The 15,626-nt window shown below is 69.7% G+C and carries 11 protein-coding genes; 3 read left to right on the top strand and 8 right to left on the bottom strand.

Going from position 1 to position 15,626, the window contains the following annotated elements:
• Positions 1-158: 158 nt before the first annotated feature.
• Positions 159-1,706, top strand: a complete 1,548-nt coding sequence (locus ABEA82_RS23190) for an MFS transporter (RefSeq protein ID WP_345663539.1) — start codon at positions 159-161, stop codon at positions 1,704-1,706.
• Positions 1,707-2,163: 457 nt separating this feature from the next.
• Here the strand turns inward: ABEA82_RS23190 and ABEA82_RS23185 are convergent, their stop codons facing one another.
• The 3 genes from ABEA82_RS23185 to ABEA82_RS23175 all read right to left on the bottom strand — a co-directional run bounded on the left by ABEA82_RS23185 (position 2,164) and on the right by ABEA82_RS23175 (position 4,486).
• Positions 2,164-3,069, bottom strand: coding sequence for an ADP-ribosylglycohydrolase family protein (locus ABEA82_RS23185; RefSeq protein ID WP_345663538.1), 906 nt, complete (start codon positions 3,067-3,069; stop codon positions 2,164-2,166).
• Positions 3,070-3,081: 12 nt separating this feature from the next.
• Complete coding sequence (locus ABEA82_RS23180) at positions 3,082-3,741, bottom strand: histidine phosphatase family protein (protein WP_345663537.1); 660 nt, start codon at positions 3,739-3,741, stop codon at positions 3,082-3,084.
• A gap of 139 nt (positions 3,742-3,880) precedes the next feature.
• On the bottom strand, positions 3,881-4,486 hold the full coding sequence (locus ABEA82_RS23175; protein ID WP_003993447.1) for a YdbC family protein: 606 nt from the start codon (positions 4,484-4,486) through the stop codon (positions 3,881-3,883).
• A 154-nt stretch (positions 4,487-4,640) separates the two neighbouring features.
• Here ABEA82_RS23175 and ABEA82_RS23170 point away from each other — a divergent pair, with 154 nt between their 5' ends.
• Entirely contained in the window at positions 4,641-5,174 is a 534-nt protein-coding gene (locus ABEA82_RS23170) for a TerD family protein (protein ID WP_345663536.1), read from the top strand.
• Between the two features lie 74 nt (positions 5,175-5,248).
• On the opposite strand, the gene ABEA82_RS23165 is transcribed toward ABEA82_RS23170, so the two are convergent.
• Complete coding sequence (locus ABEA82_RS23165; RefSeq protein WP_345663535.1) at positions 5,249-8,128, bottom strand: vitamin B12-dependent ribonucleotide reductase; 2,880 nt, start codon at positions 8,126-8,128, stop codon at positions 5,249-5,251.
• Between the two features lie 164 nt (positions 8,129-8,292).
• Positions 8,293-8,853, bottom strand: a complete 561-nt coding sequence (gene nrdR / locus ABEA82_RS23160) for a transcriptional regulator NrdR (protein WP_345663534.1) — start codon at positions 8,851-8,853, stop codon at positions 8,293-8,295.
• Positions 8,854-9,474: 621 nt separating this feature from the next.
• On the opposite strand from nrdR, the gene lexA reads away from it, so the two are divergent.
• Complete coding sequence (gene lexA, locus ABEA82_RS23155) at positions 9,475-10,254, top strand: transcriptional repressor LexA (RefSeq protein ID WP_003993442.1); 780 nt, start codon at positions 9,475-9,477, stop codon at positions 10,252-10,254.
• Between the two features lie 240 nt (positions 10,255-10,494).
• Here lexA and ABEA82_RS23150 read toward each other — a convergent pair whose 3' ends face one another.
• The 3 genes from ABEA82_RS23150 to ABEA82_RS23140 form a co-directional block, all read right to left on the bottom strand.
• The gene (locus ABEA82_RS23150) at positions 10,495-12,471 is read right to left on the bottom strand and encodes an ATP-dependent DNA helicase (protein ID WP_345663533.1); all 1,977 of its coding nucleotides are present in this window, start codon (positions 12,469-12,471) and stop codon (positions 10,495-10,497) included.
• Between the two features lie 155 nt (positions 12,472-12,626).
• The gene (locus ABEA82_RS23145) at positions 12,627-13,505 is read right to left on the bottom strand and encodes a GNAT family N-acetyltransferase (protein ID WP_345663532.1); all 879 of its coding nucleotides are present in this window, start codon (positions 13,503-13,505) and stop codon (positions 12,627-12,629) included.
• Between the two features lie 83 nt (positions 13,506-13,588).
• Complete coding sequence (locus ABEA82_RS23140; RefSeq protein WP_425588548.1) at positions 13,589-15,556, bottom strand: IucA/IucC family protein; 1,968 nt, start codon at positions 15,554-15,556, stop codon at positions 13,589-13,591.
• Positions 15,557-15,626 lie beyond the last annotated feature (70 nt).

Raw genomic sequence — 15,626 nt, 5'->3', positions numbered from 1 at the left:
GACATTTAGGGGATGGCGGACGCCTCGGGCGGCAGCAAAGGGGGACGTGCCGCACGACGACGCCGCGAGTGAACGCTTGCGTTCACTGTCGGGGACTCAGTACCGTTGACGCGACAGTGAACGCCAGCGTTCACTAACGCTTTTGTGGGGGACCCATAGTGACAACCTCTCCATTGCTCCAGGACAAGAAGCCGGGCGCGGCACGCCGAGACGGGCATCCCGGCATCGCACTCGCCGTCATCGCGGCCTGCCAACTCATGGTGGTACTCGACGCGACGATTGTGAACATCGCGCTCCCGCACATTCAAGACGCACTCGAGTTCAGCACCACCGACCTCACCTGGGTCGTCAGCTCCTACACACTCACCTTCGGCGGCCTGCTGCTCCTCGGCGGCCGCGCCGGTGACATCCTCGGCCGTCGCCGTGTCTTCATGACCGGCATCCTGCTCTTCACCTTTGCCTCGCTGCTCGGCGGGCTCGCCCAGGAACCCTGGCAGTTGCTGGCCGCACGGGTCCTGCAGGGCGTCGGTGGCGCGATCGCGTCGCCCACCGCGCTGGCACTCATCACCACCACGTTCCCCGAGGGCCCGGAACGCAACCGGGCCTTCGGCGTCTTCGCCGCGGTCTCCGCGGGTGGTGGCGCCATCGGTCTGCTCGCGGGCGGCATGCTCACCGAATGGCTCGACTGGCGCTGGGTGCTCTTCGTCAACGTGCCGATCGGCCTGCTGATCACCGTGCTCACGCCGCTCTACATCGGCGAGTCCGAACGGCACACCGGCCGCTTCGACATAGCGGGCGCGGTCACCTCGACCGCGGGCATGGCGTCTCTCGTGTACGGCTTCATCCGGGCCGCGGACGAGGGCTGGCGGGACGACCTCACCATCGGTTCCTTCATTGCCGCGGTGGTCCTGCTGCTGGCCTTCGGGATCATCGAGTCCCGGGCCAAGGAGCCGATCACCCCGCTGCGAATGTTCGCCGACCGGAACCGCTCGGGCACGTACGTGATCATGCTGAGTCTGGCAGCGGCGATGTTCGGCATGTTCTTCTACATCGTGCTGTTCGTGCAGAACGTGCTCGGGTACAGCCCGATTCAGGCGGGCCTCGCCTTCCTGCCCGTGACGGTCGTGATCGCGCTCGGCGCGGGTCTGTCGCAGCGGTTCCTGCCGGTACTGGGGCCCAAGCCGTTCATGCTCGCGGGCTCGGCACTCGCGACGATCGGACTGGCCTGGCAGGCGCTCATCAGCTCCGACAGCTCGTACGTCGGAGGGGTCCTCGGTCCGATGCTGGTGTTCGGCTTCGGTATGGGACTGAACTTCGTGACGTTGACCCTCACCGCCGTCTCCGGTGTCGCGCAGCACGAGGCGGGCGCCGCCTCCGGGCTGCTCAACACGACCCAGCAGGTGGGCGGATCCCTGGGCCTGTCCATCCTGACGACGGTCTTCGGTACGGCGACCAAGGACGAGGCGGAGAAGCAGCTTCCGCAGTTCATGGCCGAGGGCTCCGCCGAGCAGAAGGCGGAGTTCACCGCGACGCACCAGTTGCCGGCGCCATGGGGACACGAGGTGCTGGCCCAGGGCATCTCGGCGGCGTTCGTCCCGGCCGCGGCGATTGCCGCCCTCGCCCTGGTCACCGCCTGGCTGGTGATCCGGGTCCGCAAGAGCGACCTGGAGGCGCTCGCCGGCTCGGCCGGGCCGGGTCTCGGTTGACGAACGGACATCGCGAGCCGGCCCCGGCGGCTCGTCGGCGAGCGCCACGCAGGCCTGCCGACGGCTGACAGGCCGGTCCTCGACGGGCAGCGGGTGGCCGGACCGGACCTGGGGGACGGACGGCGAGGACAGCGGTCCGGCCACCCTCCTGCGTCCCGCGTGACGCACGAACGCGCCCCACCAGCGGATCAGTACAGTGAGCAGGACCTCCATGACCACCCCCTTCTCGCGCGCTCACCAGCAGGTAGTCCAGCGTGTGCGGCCTCACGGCGCGCACGGCGGATGTCATGACAACGAACGGCCGGTCACGGAGAGTTCCTGAGGCACACGGAGAGTTTCCGGGGTACAGGAAGGATCGCCGGCGCCGGGGAGTGTCCGCCGGCGCTGGAAAGCTATCGCAGCCCACGAGGACCTCCGCCGCATGCGAGAACTCCCACCACACGGCGAGTCCCGACCGCTAGATCGACACAGGCACCCAGTCCGGCAGCGGCTCCGTCCGCCGCACCCACTCGGCAGGGGGCGCCCCCGCCTTCCCCGAGGCGATCACGCCGCCCACAATGGCGCAGGTGGTGTCGACGTCCCCGCCCACCTGGGCGGTCGTCCAGAACCCCCGCTCGTAGTCACCGAGGTTCCTCGCGGCCGACCAGAGGGCGAAGGGCACGGTGTCGTGGGCGGTCGTCCGCCGCCCGCACCCCAGCACCGCAGCGACGGTGGCCGCGTCACCGTAGTCGAGCATGTCCCTGGCCCGTCGCAGCCCCGCACCGACCGCGCTCTTCGGCACCAGATCGATGACCCCGTCGAGGAGTGCCTCGGCGCCGGGCGGCCCGCCGGGCGCGGCGGCGAACGCGGCAGCCGCCGCTACGGCCATGGCACCGACCACGGCCTCGCGGTGCTGGTGGGTGGTGTAGGCGGAGATCTCCGCCTGGTGGGTCGCCTGCTCCGGGTCGTCCGCGTACCAGGCACCCAGCGGGGCGATCCGCATCGCCGCGCCGTTTCCCCAGGACCCCTGTCCGTTGAACAGCGCGGCGGCGAGTTCGCGCCAGTCGCCGCCCTCCCGGACGAGGCGCAGCAGACGGTTGACCGCGGGACCGTAGCCCCGGTCGAAGTCGTGGTGTTCCGCGAAGGAGTGGGCCAGGGCGTCCTGGTCGATGCGGTGGTGAGTCGCCAGGACGGCGACGACGGACCCCGCCATCTCGGTGTCGTCGGTCCACTGCCAGGGCCCGGACGGCACCTCGCGGCGCTTCAGCAGCGGGTAGTTCACCGGCACGAAGTACTGGGAGCCCAAGGCGTCCCCGACGGACAGTCCGCGCAGGCAGGCCAGGGCGCGGTCCAGGCGCCCCGCGGAGGAGGAGTCAGCGGTCATCGCCCTGCCACTCTATCCGGAGATCCCGTACGGTTCGGGATCTCGCCAGCGGTCGAACGGCCGGTCGAGGGTGTACTTGCCGTCGTCTCCCAGAACGAGCATCCGCACCTCGCCGTTCCCGGGGTTGGACAGCGACTCGAACTCCGCGACCGTCCAGTGGAACCACCGCATGCAGAACAGCCGCATGGCCAGTCCGTGCGTCACGATGAGGACGTTCGGCGGGTGGTCGGGGTCCTCGAAACTGCGGAACAGGCTCTCCAGGAAACCGCCGACCCGGTCGTAGACGTCGGCGCCGGACTCCCCCTGGGCGAAACGGTAGAAGAAGTGACCGTACGCGTCACGGTAGGACTTCTGGAGGCGGACGTCGTCGCGGTCCTGCCAGTTGCCCCAGTCCTGCTCGCGCAGCCGGGGCTCCTCGCGCACGCGTATGAGGCCCGTGTCGAGGTGGAAGGCCCGCAGCGTCTCGTGCGTGCGGCGGTACGGGGAGACGTACACGCTGACGCGTTCACCGCCGAACAGCGCGCGCAACCGCTCGCCCGTCGCCTCCGCCTGCCGTCGGCCGCGCTCGGTCAACCCGAGGGCGTGGTCGGGTTCACGCTCGTACACGGAGTCATCAACATTGCCCGTTGACTCGCCGTGCCGGACAAGGACGATGCGCCGTGGTCGTGCCATGCCGAAACCCTAGATCGGGTGAGGGCCCGTCGAGGACTCGTACCGCACCTATACAGCGTAGGTCACACAGATTCCGCACCACAGATCACACCGGTCGCACGCTCACCCACCGGAATCCGCTCTTCCAAGCCCCTCGGCGTCACACCGTCCAGCTCGGTTCCATGTCCACGACGTCCCCGGTGAGCGCCGCCACGTCCGCCTCCGTCTGGGCTCTCAGGGCAAGCCGCTCCACGCGTTCGGTGCGGTACTTGCCGTGCTCGGCGGCCGACCGCCACATCGACAGCACCAGGTACTCACACCCGGGCGCCTCGCCGAAGAGCCCGCGCACCATGCCGGGCGAGCCGGCCATCGCCGGGTTCCACACCTTCTCCTGCATCAGCACGAAGTGCTCGGCCCGCTCCTCGTGGACACGGCAGAGCGCCACTCGCAGCAGGTCGGCGTCCGTGAAGCGCGGTTCGAAGCCGGTCTTCACGTCGAAGCGGTAGTCGAAGAGCCTGACCTGCGCGTCCTTGAACGTGCCCGACTGCGCCGACGCGAGCCGGTCGTGGGACCGCGCCATGAAGGAGTCGTAGAAGGCGCGGCTCTCCCAGAACGCGAAGATGTGCGCCACGTCCTGCCGCCCCCGGCTCCAGCCGCCCCCCTGTCCCCGAAACCCCGGCTCCCCCAGAAGCCCCGCCCACTTCCGCTGCCCCCGCTCGAACCCGCGGCGGTCCACCACGGTGCAGCGAATCCACTTGACCAGCACCGCGCCATGGTAAGGCCAGGGAGCGTGGCGTCGGTCACTCTCGGCTGGACCACTCTTCGGCATGCGCACGCGCACGCGTGGCAGGATGGACAAAGAGTCGGGAGCGCCGGGCAGTTGGGGCGAACGGACGGTCGGTACGGGGAAGGGGACTGCAGTGGACGGGCTCAACAAGGGGCTTCGCAAGGTCGAGATCGCGATGCGGTGGGATCCCAGTCCGGCGGGGCAGCCGTCCACCGATCTGGACCTCGTGGCGGCGACCTATCAGGCGGACGACCCGTACGGCGATCCCACCTATGTGGTGCACTTCGACAGCCGCTCCCCCGACGGCACCATCTATCTCAACCGGGACAGCAAGGACGGCCAGGGCTTCGGCTACGACGAGGTCATGACGCTGGAACTCGACCGGCTCGACAGCCGGTACGCGCGCGTGGTGGTCGGTGTCGTCATCCAGCAGCGCCCGGCGGAACGCACGTTCGTCAGCGTGGCCAACCCCGGCCTGCGTATCCGCGAGGGGTACACGGTCCTGGCGGAGGACGACTTCGGCGGTGTCCTCGGGGCCACCGCCGCGACGGTGGCGGAGTTCGTCCGGGACGGCTCGGGCCCGTGGGAGTTCCGCCCCGGCCTCCGTGGCTTCGAGGGCGACCCGGTGGACTTCGCGCGGACGATGGGCGCGGCACGCCGTCCCTGAGCCCTGAGCCTGAACGACGAGAGGGGCACCGCCCGAAGGCGGTGCCCCTCTGTCATCGGCTCAGGTGACCGGCGTCAGCTGCAGCCGCTCGTCGATCCGCAGCCCTCGCAGATGTAGCAGGAACCGGCGCGCTGCATCTTCGTACCGCAGGAGAAGCAGAGCGGGGCGTCGGCCTGGATGCCCAGCTGCATCTCGACCAGTTCGGCACTGGTGTGGGCCTGCTGCGGGGCGGGCTTGGCAGCCTCGTCGTCCTGAGGCCTGGTGAGGGCCTTCAGCTCCTGCGCCCGGGGCGCCGACTGGGCCAGGCCCTCGACGTCGACCTCGTCCTCGGACGGCTCGTAGGAACCGGTCTCCAGGTGGCGCTGGCGCTCCTCGGCGGAGTGGATGCCGAGTGCCGAGCGGGTCTCGAAGGGCAGGAAGTCCAGCGCCAGGCGGCGGAAGATGTAGTCGACGATCGACTGCGCCATCCGCACGTCCGGGTCGTCCGTCATGCCGGCCGGCTCGAAGCGCATGTTCGTGAACTTCGAGACGTACGTCTCCAGGGGGACGCCGTACTGGAGGCCGACGGAGACCGCGATGGAGAAGGCGTCCATCATGCCCGCGAGGGTCGAGCCCTGCTTGGACATCTTCAGGAAGACCTCACCGAGACCGTCGTCCGGGTAGGAGTTGGCCGTCATGTAGCCCTCGGCGCCGCCGACGGTGAAGGACGTGGTGATGCCGGGACGTCCCTTCGGGAGGCGCTTGCGGACCGGGCGGTACTCGACGACCTTCTCGACCTTGGTCTCGACGACGGCGGGCTCCTCGGCCTTCTCCTGCTCCTTCTTCTTGGCGGAGAGGGGCTGGCCGACCTTGCAGTTGTCGCGGTAGATCGCGAGCGCCTTGACGCCCAGCTTCCAGGCCTCGAAGTAGATCTCCTCGACCTCCTCGACGGTCGCCGACTCCGGCATGTTGACCGTCTTGGAGATGGCGCCGGAGATCCACGGCTGGATCGCGGCCATCATGCGGACGTGGCCCATCGGGGAGATGGCCCGCTCGCCCATGGCGCAGTCGAACACCTCGTAGTGCTCGGGCTTGAGACCCGGGGCGTCGATCACGTTGCCGTACTCGGCGATGTGGGCGACGATCGCCTCGATCTGCTCTTCCAGGTAGCCGAGGCGGCGCAGGGCCTGCGGGACGGTGCCGTTGACGATCTGCATCGAGCCGCCGCCGACCAGCTTCTTGAACTTGACCAGCGCGAGGTCGGGCTCGACACCGGTGGTGTCGCAGGACATCGCGAGGCCGATGGTGCCGGTCGGCGCGAGCACGGAAGCCTGGGAGTTACGGAAACCGTTCTTCTCCCCGAGACGCACCACGTCCTGCCAGGCCTCGCTGGCGGCGGCCCAGACCGGGGTGTCCAGGTCGTCCATGCGGACGGCCTTGTCGTTGGCGTCGAAGTGCTGCTTCATGACGCGCTTGTGGGCGTCGGCGTTGCGGGCGTAGCCGTCGTACGGGCCGACGACCGCGGCGAGTTCGGAGGAGCGGCGGTAGGCCGTACCCGTCATCAGGGAGGTGATGGCGCCGGCGAGGGCGCGGCCGCCGTCGGAGTCGTAGGCGTGGCCGGTGGCCATCAGCAGGGCGCCCAGGTTGGCGTAGCCGATGCCCAGCTGGCGGAACGCGCGGGTGTTCTCACCGATCTTCTGCGTCGGGAAGTCGGCGAAGCAGATCGAGATGTCCATCGCGGTGATGACCAGCTCGACGACCTTCTGGAAGCGCTCGGCCTCGAAGGACTGGTTGCCCTTGCCGTCGTCCTTGAGGAACTTCATCAGGTTGAGCGAGGCGAGGTTGCAGGACGTGTTGTCCAGGTGCATGTACTCGCTGCACGGGTTCGACGCGGTGATCCGGCCGGACTCGGGGCAGGTGTGCCAGCCGTTGATGGTGTCGTCGTACTGGATGCCCGGGTCGGCGCAGGCCCAGGCGGCCTCGGCGATCTTGCGGAAGAGCGCCTTGGCGTCGACCTCCTCGATGACCTCGCCGGTCATCCGGCCGCGCAGCCCGAACTGGCCGCCCTGTTCGACCGCCTTCATGAACTCGTCGTTCACGCGGACCGAGTTGTTGGCGTTCTGGTACTGGACGGACGTGATGTCGTCGCCGCCCAGGTCCATGTCGTAGCCCGCGTCGCGCAGGACGCGGATCTTCTCCTCTTCCTTGACCTTGGTCTCGATGAAGTCCTCGATGTCCGGGTGGTCCACGTCGAGGACGACCATCTTGGCGGCACGGCGGGTGGCGCCACCGGACTTGATCGTTCCTGCGGAGGCGTCGGCACCGCGCATGAAGGAGACCGGGCCGGAGGCGTTGCCACCGGAGGACAGCAGCTCCTTGGAGGAGCGGATCCGGGAGAGGTTCAGGCCGGCACCGGAGCCGCCCTTGAAGATCATGCCCTCTTCCTTGTACCAGTCGAGGATCGACTCCATGGAGTCGTCGACGGAAAGGATGAAGCAGGCGGAGACCTGCTGGGGCTGGGCCGTGCCGACGTTGAACCAGACAGGGCTGTTGAAGCTGAAGACCTGGTGCAGGAGGGCGTACGCCAGCTCGTGCTCGAAGATCTCGGCGTCGGCGGGCGAGGCGAAGTACTTGTGGTCCTCGCCGGCCTTCCGGTACGTCTTCACGATGCGGTCGATCAGCTGCTTGAGGCTGGTCTCGCGCTGCGGTGTGCCGACGGCACCGCGGAAGTACTTGCTGGTGACGATGTTGACCGCGTTCACCGACCAGAAGTCGGGGAACTCCACGCCGCGCTGCTCGAAGTTGACCGAGCCGTCGCGCCAGTTGGTCATGACGACGTCACGGCTCTCCCACGCCACCTCGTCGTAGGGGTGGACCCCCGGGGTGGTGTGGATGCGCTCGATACGCAGGCCCTTGCTCGCCTTGGTGCCCTTGGCGCGGGAACTCCGTGCCGGACCGCTCGCCGTCTCTGTCATGCCGCCTCCCTGTACGGGCGAAAACGCCCTGAAGTGCCCCGTTGTTCCCGTGGCACGGTGTTCTGTCTGGTGTTGCGGGCATCCACTCACACAGCCCGCAACAGGTCTTCACATCGCCGCCGCCCGGCCGGGCCCGGAGCTGGCTTCCGGGTCCGGCCCGCCGGTCAGTCGGCGGCGCCTGCGGGCTCGGGGACCGGTGCCGTCCCTCCGGGCCCGCGGTCGTCTTCCTGGCTCCCCGTCCCCGCGTCCGCGCGGTCGCCGTCGTCCACCTCGGGACGCCCCGTCTCTTCCCTGAGTTCCGCGATGGCCGCCTCGAAGTCCTCGAGCGAGTCGAACGCCCGGTAGACGGAGGCGAAACGCAGGTAGGCGACGAGGTCGAGCTCCTGCAACGGGCCGAGTATGGCCAGCCCCACGTCGTGGGTGGTCAGCTCGGCGCTTCCGGTGGCCCGCACCGCCTCCTCGACCCGCTGGCCGAGCTGGGCGAGCGCGTCCTCGGTGACGGGCCGCCCCTGGCACGCCTTGCGCACACCGTTGATGATCTTGGTGCGGCTGAAGGGTTCGGTGACTCCGGACCGCTTGACCACCATGAGCGAACACGTCTCCACGGTCGTGAAACGACGGGAGCAGTCCGGACACTGGCGGCGCCTGCGGATCGACGTGCCGTCGTCGGTCGTACGGCTGTCGACGACACGGCTGTCGGGGTGCCTGCAGAAGGGGCAGTGCATGAACTCCCAACCCTCCTCACAGCAGACTCAATAGCCTCGCGAGACCTCTTGCGCCCCACGAAGCAGCCCCAAGCATAGGCGATGACCATGAGTGCGGAGACCCGGGGGACCACAACTTGTGGGCTGCTGCTGCAATCCAACCACTAGATGTGGGGATTGGCTCATACATCCACGCTGTACGCGCGCGTCGCTCGCGTCAGCGCAGGTGACACGCGACCGGCCGGACCGCGCCAACCTCGGACGACCCGGGCCGCACCGCCGTTCGCACCCCCACGACCCGCCCGTCGCGTCCGTTCGGGGCACAGCTGTATCGCTACGGCACATGCGGAGATACCGTGGGCGCCGCGAGGAGGGGGCGTGGGACTCCCGCACAGATGCGGGCTGCTCCCGAGGCAAGGGAATGCCGGATGGCAGACTGGGACAACAGTCCACGAGGCGATCACCCCGGCGGTGAAGAGTACAGCAATGGGCCCTTTTGCCCGTCAGGCGGCGCGGTAGCCATACACCCGGACACATGATCGCGTCAGTCGAATCGCGATTTTTCACTCGAACGTGTGTTTGGCGCAACCTTTCGAAAGCAACTACCGTTGTCCAGCAGGGAGACCATCGAGAGGGGCCGACGTGACCACCACCGCAGACAGTGCCGCCATCACTGCCCAGGACCGCTCCCAGGGCCGACTGGAGCCGGTGCATGCGATGAGCGAAGCCACGAACCCGGAGGGGCAAAAGCGCTCCCTGCCGGGCCGACCTCCCGGTATCCGGGCGGACAGCTCCGGACTCACCGACCGCCAGCGCCGCGTGATCGAGGTGATCAGGGACTCCGTGCAGCGGCGTGGCTACCCGCCGTCGATGCGTGAGATCGGCCAGGCCGTCGGCCTCTCCAGCACCTCCTCCGTCGCACACCAGCTGATGGCGCTGGAGCGCAAGGGCTTCCTGCGCCGCGACCCGCACCGTCCGCGCGCGTACGAGGTGCGCGGTTCCGACCAGGCCGCCTCGGTGCAGCCCACGGACACCGCGGGCAAGCCGGCCGCTTCGTACGTCCCGCTGGTCGGCCGTATCGCCGCCGGTGGCCCCATCCTGGCCGAGGAGTCCGTCGAGGACGTCTTCCCTCTCCCCCGCCAGCTCGTCGGCGACGGTGAGCTGTTCGTCCTGAAGGTCGTCGGTGACTCGATGATCGAGGCCGCGATCTGTGACGGTGACTGGGTCACGGTACGCCGCCAGCCGGTCGCCGAGAACGGCGACATCGTGGCCGCCATGCTCGACGGCGAAGCCACCGTCAAGCGCTTCAAGCGCGAGGACGGCCATGTCTGGCTCCTGCCGCACAACGCGGCCTACGAGCCGATCCCGGGCGACGACGCGACCATCCTCGGCAAGGTGGTGGCCGTACTGCGCCGCGTCTGACGCCGCGCACCGCGTCGGGTGGGCCCACCAGCCCGCCCCCTGACCGGGCCCCGGGACCCCTGCGCCGGTTCCGGGGCCCTGCGCTGTCCAGGCCCGACATGCTCTTCATCGGTGACGTGCATGTTGTCGGCCCGGGCTTCTTCAGACATGTGCAAGAGCTCCATCGGAGACGCGCACGGGCGCTGCCTGTGACGTGGGAGGCGGCCTGCGGTCGAGCCGCGGCAGACCGCCTCCCAGGGCTCATTCGGCTTCCGCCCGCTTCGCCACCGCGTCGATCGCCGCCAGGGACTTCCGCACCTGATTACGGTCCGTCGTGTACCAGAAGTCGGGCAGTGACGCCTGCAGATAGCTGCCGTACCGGGCGGTCGCCAGACGCTGGTCCAGAACGGCGACGACACCGCGGTCACCCGACGCCCGCACGAGACGGCCGGCGCCCTGGGCCATGAGAAGCGCGGCATGAGTGGCGGCGACCGCCATGAATCCGTTGCCCCCCGCCTCCTCCACGGCCTTCTGCCGCGCACTCATCAGAGGGTCGTCGGGGCGTGGGAACGGGATCTTGTCCATGACGACCAGCTGACAGCTGGGTCCGGGGACGTCCACGCCCTGCCACAGCGACAAGGTGCCGAAGAGGCAGGTCTTGGGGTCGGCCGCGAAGTTCTTGATGAGCTCGCCGAGCGTTTCCTCGCCCTGCAAGAGGATCGGGAACTCCGGGATCCGGGACCGCAGCTCCTCGGCGGCCAGCTGGGCGCCCCGCATCGAGGAGAACAGGCCCAGGGTGCGCCCGCCCGCCGCCTGGATCAGCTCCGTCAGTTCGTCGAGCATGTCCGCGCGGTCACCGTCCCGCGCGGGGCGCGCCAAGTGCTTGGCGACGTAGAGGATGCCCTGCTTGCGATAGTCGAACGGCGAACCGACGTCGATCCCCTTCCACTGCGGGAGGTCGTCGCCCTCGGAGCCCTCGGGGGCGAGGCCGAGGGAGGCGCCGACGCCGTTGAAGTCGCCGCCCAGCTTCAGCGTCGCGGACGTCAACACCACGGAACGGTCCGCGAAGAGCTTCTCCCGCAGCAACCCCGAGACGGACATCGGTGCGACCCGCAGGGAGGCACCGAAGCGGTCATGGCGCTCGTACCAGACCACGTCCCACTCGGAGCCGTTCGTGATCCGCTCCGCCACGTCGTGCACGTTCTCCACGGAGGCCAGGGCCTGCTTGCGGACGGCGTCCTCGTCCTGGACCGACTTGTCGCGGGTCGCGCCGATCGCGGAGATGACGGTGCGGCACGCGTCGCGCAGCGCCATGAGCGCGTAACCCAGGTCCTCGGGGATCTCCTCCAGGCGCCCCGGCAGCGCCAGCTCCATCAGCCGCTCGAAGCCCTCGGCGGCGGTCTGCAGCTGGTCAGCGGCCTTTTCGTTGACGAGTTTCGCGGCCCGGCGCACCGCGCGATTGACCTGGCCGGGAGTGAGCTCTCCGGTCGCGACTCCGGTGACCCGCGAGACCAGTTCGTGTGCCTCGTCGACGATCAGCACCTCGTGCTGCGGGAGGACCGGGGCACCCTCGATGGCGTCGATCGCGAGCAGCGCGTGGTTGGTGACGACGACGTCGGCGAGCTTGGCCCGCTCACGGGCCATCTCCGCGAAGCACTCCGCCCCGTACGCGCACTTCGAGGCGCCCAGGCACTCCCTCGACGACACCGACACCTGCGCCCAGGCCCGGTCCGAGACGCCGGGCGTGAGGTTGTCACGGTCGCCGGTCTCGGTCTCGTCGGCCCAGTCGCGCACCCGCAGCAGGTCCTGGCCCAGCTTGCTGGTGGGCGCGGCCGCCTCGAACTGGTCGAAGAGGCCCTCTTCCTCGTCCTGCGGTACGCCCTCGTGCAGGCGGTGCAGACACAGGTAGTTCGACCGGCCCTTGAGCATCGCGAACTCCGGGCGGCGGCGCAGCAGGGGGTGCAGCGACTCGACCGTTCTCGGCAGGTCGCGTTCCACCAGCTGGCGCTGCAGGGCCAGGGTGGCGGTCGCGACGACCACGCGCTCCCCGTGCGCCAGGGCGGGCACCAGGTAGCCCAGCGACTTGCCGGTGCCGGTGCCGGCCTGGACCAGCAGGTGAGAGCCGTCGTCGATCGCCTCCGCGACGGCTTCGGCCATGGTCACCTGACCGGGGCGCTCCGTACCGCCGACGGCAGTGACGGCAGCATGCAGGAGTTCGGGGAGTGAGGGCTTCGTCATAGCGCGACCACCCTACGACCCAGCACTGACAAACGGGTGATCACGGAGGCGACGGGGGGCGGGATCAAGATGTGCGGCTCCTCGACGAGGCTGGGACAGCGGGAACTCCGGCGGCGCGGCCCGCGTTCAACGAGTGATGGCTCAATTACACAGGGCTACATCACATGTCGAAGGGACCGGTCCCGGACCATGAGGGCGGCGCGCTTGGCGGGCAGCTCGACCTCGGAGGAGAACCGGAAGCCGGCGGTCAGGAGGGCGGCGATGGAGGGGGTGTTGCGAATGTCGGGTTCCGCGATGACGCGTGCGCAGGAGGGGCGGCGGGCGAGAACGAGATCGGCCACGGCTCGTAGCAGCAGACCGCCGAGACCACGCCCTCGGTCGGCGACCGCGCCGACGAGGAGGTGGAGTCCGGTGTCGTGAGGCCGGGCCGGATAGTGGCGGGCCAGCGGATCCAGGTCCGCCCGGTAGACCTCCCAGTAGCTCATCGGTGTTCCGTCGAGCGCGCCGATGCACGGAATGCTGCGTCCGTCGCCGCCGAGCTGGGCCCGCAGATGGTCCTCGGTCACGTTCGGGGGTCCGGACAGCTCCCAGAACGCCGCGGCGGCGGGGTCGTTCATCCAGCGGCTGACGAGCGGAAGGTCGCGTTCGATCCGTACGGGGACGAGGTGAAAGACGCCCGCGGACGTGTCGACGGGGCCCCAGCCGGCGACGCGGTCGAGGAGATCGTCCTTGGTGGGAAGGAAGGGGAGAGCCGAGGGGACGAAGCTGTCACCGGTCGTGTTGAGGGAGGGGGAAGGCTCAGCCGTGTCGTGACCAGGCCCGCGCGCTCCGTAGCTGCCCGCCTCCTCTTCCCCGATGAGGGCGATGAGCTCGTCCGGAAGATGCAGGTCCATGGTGTCCTCGCCCTGCCCGTCCGCCCCGGGATCGGCCAGGGGACCGGACTCGGCATCGGAACCGGAAGCGACATCTGAGCTGACGTCGTCAGGGACGGGGACAGCGGCACCGGTACCGGTGGTCGGGTCGGCAGGAGGCACCTATCGCTCCTCTCGGGAAAGCGGGTGAGGGCGGATCCTCAGGGATGAAGGAGGTCGGTTGTGGCCGGGGACGGACAGGGTGATCAGGAGTGCAGGGGGTTGGCGATGGTGACGTAGACGGACTGGGTGTCGACCGGGCCGACGAGTTCGTCGAGGCCGTGCAGGCGGGTCAGCAGATTGGCCTTGCAGCGCAGGACGGGTGAGTCGAGCAGGAGGGTGGGCAGCGGGGTGCGCAGCCGGGCCGGGCCGGAGGCGGCGCTCGTGAGGAAGCGGCGGAAGGCGGCGAGCAGCAGCCGCTCGTCGGCCAGTCGCTGGGAGCCGAACGCGCCGATGAGGCCGAGCACGTTGTTGATCGCCAGGTAGTAGGCGAACCGCTCGTCGGTGACCTCGTCGCGGACGAAGGTGTCGCTCTGCTTCCCGATGCCGGGCAGGCGCGTGTCGAGGTCCGCGCGTCGGGACTCGCGGAAGTAGTAGCCCTGGTTGTCGCGGTAGCGCCCGCCCGTGGGCCAGCCGTCGGCGTCCAGCAGGACCAGGGTGTTCTGCTGGTGCGCCTCCAGGGCGATGCCGGCCTCACTGTCCAGCCACAGGACGGGACGCACGACACGCTCGAGGTAGCGCAGGAACCACTCGGCGGCGACGGCTCCGAGGGGTCGGCCGGTGCGGCGAGCGAGACGGGCGACGACCTCGGCGAGCCGGGACCGCATGACCGGGTCGCGGGTCTCGTGGCTCTCGTCGTGATCGGGAGCGCTTCCGGGCCGGACCGGGAGGCATGGACGGAGCGCGACGAGTCCGGCCAGGCAGGACACATCGTCCGAGGGGCTGAAGGGGTTGTGGCGGATCACCACGTCCAACCCGGCCGACGGGGTGCCGTCGGAGGCGTCGACTGCGAGCCAGGCGGGGTCGCGGACGATGTCGAAGCCCGGGTGCACGGCCCTCCACTGCTGCGCGAGCCCGCTGCGGAGCAGGCGGTGGACCTCGACGCCCCGGTGCAGTTCCTTACGGAGGTTTTGACGACGGGAGTTGGTGATGCGCAGGGCCAGCGACAGTTTGAGCATCGCGGGGGCGCCGGTCCGGTAGACGGTTCGTACGGAGGAGGTGGGGTGCCAGGGGGCGCCGTGGGTGCCGAGGTCGCGGAGCAGTCCGCTGTCCAGCAGGGCCGTGACCTCCGGCCGGTGCCGGATCTCGCGCGCTTGCCAGGGGTGCAGGGGCAGGAGGGCGTATCCGTCCGGCAGGGGAAGTCCGGTTCCGGCCAGGCGAGCGGTGAGCCGGGCCGCGGCGACGGGGCGGCCGCGTTCGGTCCAGGCGGAGTCGGTGGCGAGGACGGAGGGGGCGACAGCCATCCAGTGCAGGGGGAAGGACCCGCGCGACTCGGGCGAGTACAGGGGTGCTTCGGACTCGGAGAGGCCCTCGCGGCTCTTCGGGGTCGGGTGCAGGGGGTGTCCGAGGACGAGTGCCTGTTCCGCGGCCAGGAAGAGGTCGGGGCCGTCGACGGGGTGTTCCCGGCGGGCGCGGACGAAGTCGGTGACGCGGCGGAGGGAGTCGGCCACACCCGCGACCAGCCCCACGCCGGTGTCGGAGGCGCCGCTGCTGCCGGAGGCCCCTGCGGAGGCTTCCCGGGTGAACAGTGCGGCGACCGTGACGGCGTCCGCCGGTGGTGCGTGATCAGGGGCGTCGGCGAGGCGTGGGGGGCCGAAGCGGTGCCAGCCCGTAGGGGACCAGTAGTGGACCGGTACGAGGAGTGACGTGCCGGTGGCGGGAAGAGGGATGCGGAGGATGCCGTCGCAGGGGGCGGTGTGGCCGGTCTCGCGCACCCAGCAGCGCAGCAGGGTCTCCACGGCTGCTGCCTGGGCGGCCGTGTGTGGGTCGGAGTGGGTCAAGGGGTCCGCGGCCGGGCCGCCGACCCGCGGCCGGCCGCCCCGCACCTCGGTGTGCCGCGCCCCGGGCCTCTGCCGAGGAACCACCGGGTTCGCCGATGTCCCCGCGGCCAGGGAGTCGGTACGGCCTCGTCCAAGAGTCGTGGCGTGGTCGTCGGGCTCGGGCGTGGCGTTCAAGTCGGGTTCCTTGTCGGGTGGTTCCGGGTCGTGGGGCGCGGCCTGCGAGCAGGGGAGTTCTCATCGGCTC

It is taken from the genome of Streptomyces venetus (genome assembly GCF_039540295.1).
In the GTDB taxonomy this organism is placed as follows: domain Bacteria; phylum Actinomycetota; class Actinomycetes; order Streptomycetales; family Streptomycetaceae; genus Streptomyces; species Streptomyces venetus.
The sequence above is the reverse complement of the archived record's forward strand: the minus strand, read 5'-3'. Positions and strand labels throughout refer to the sequence as shown.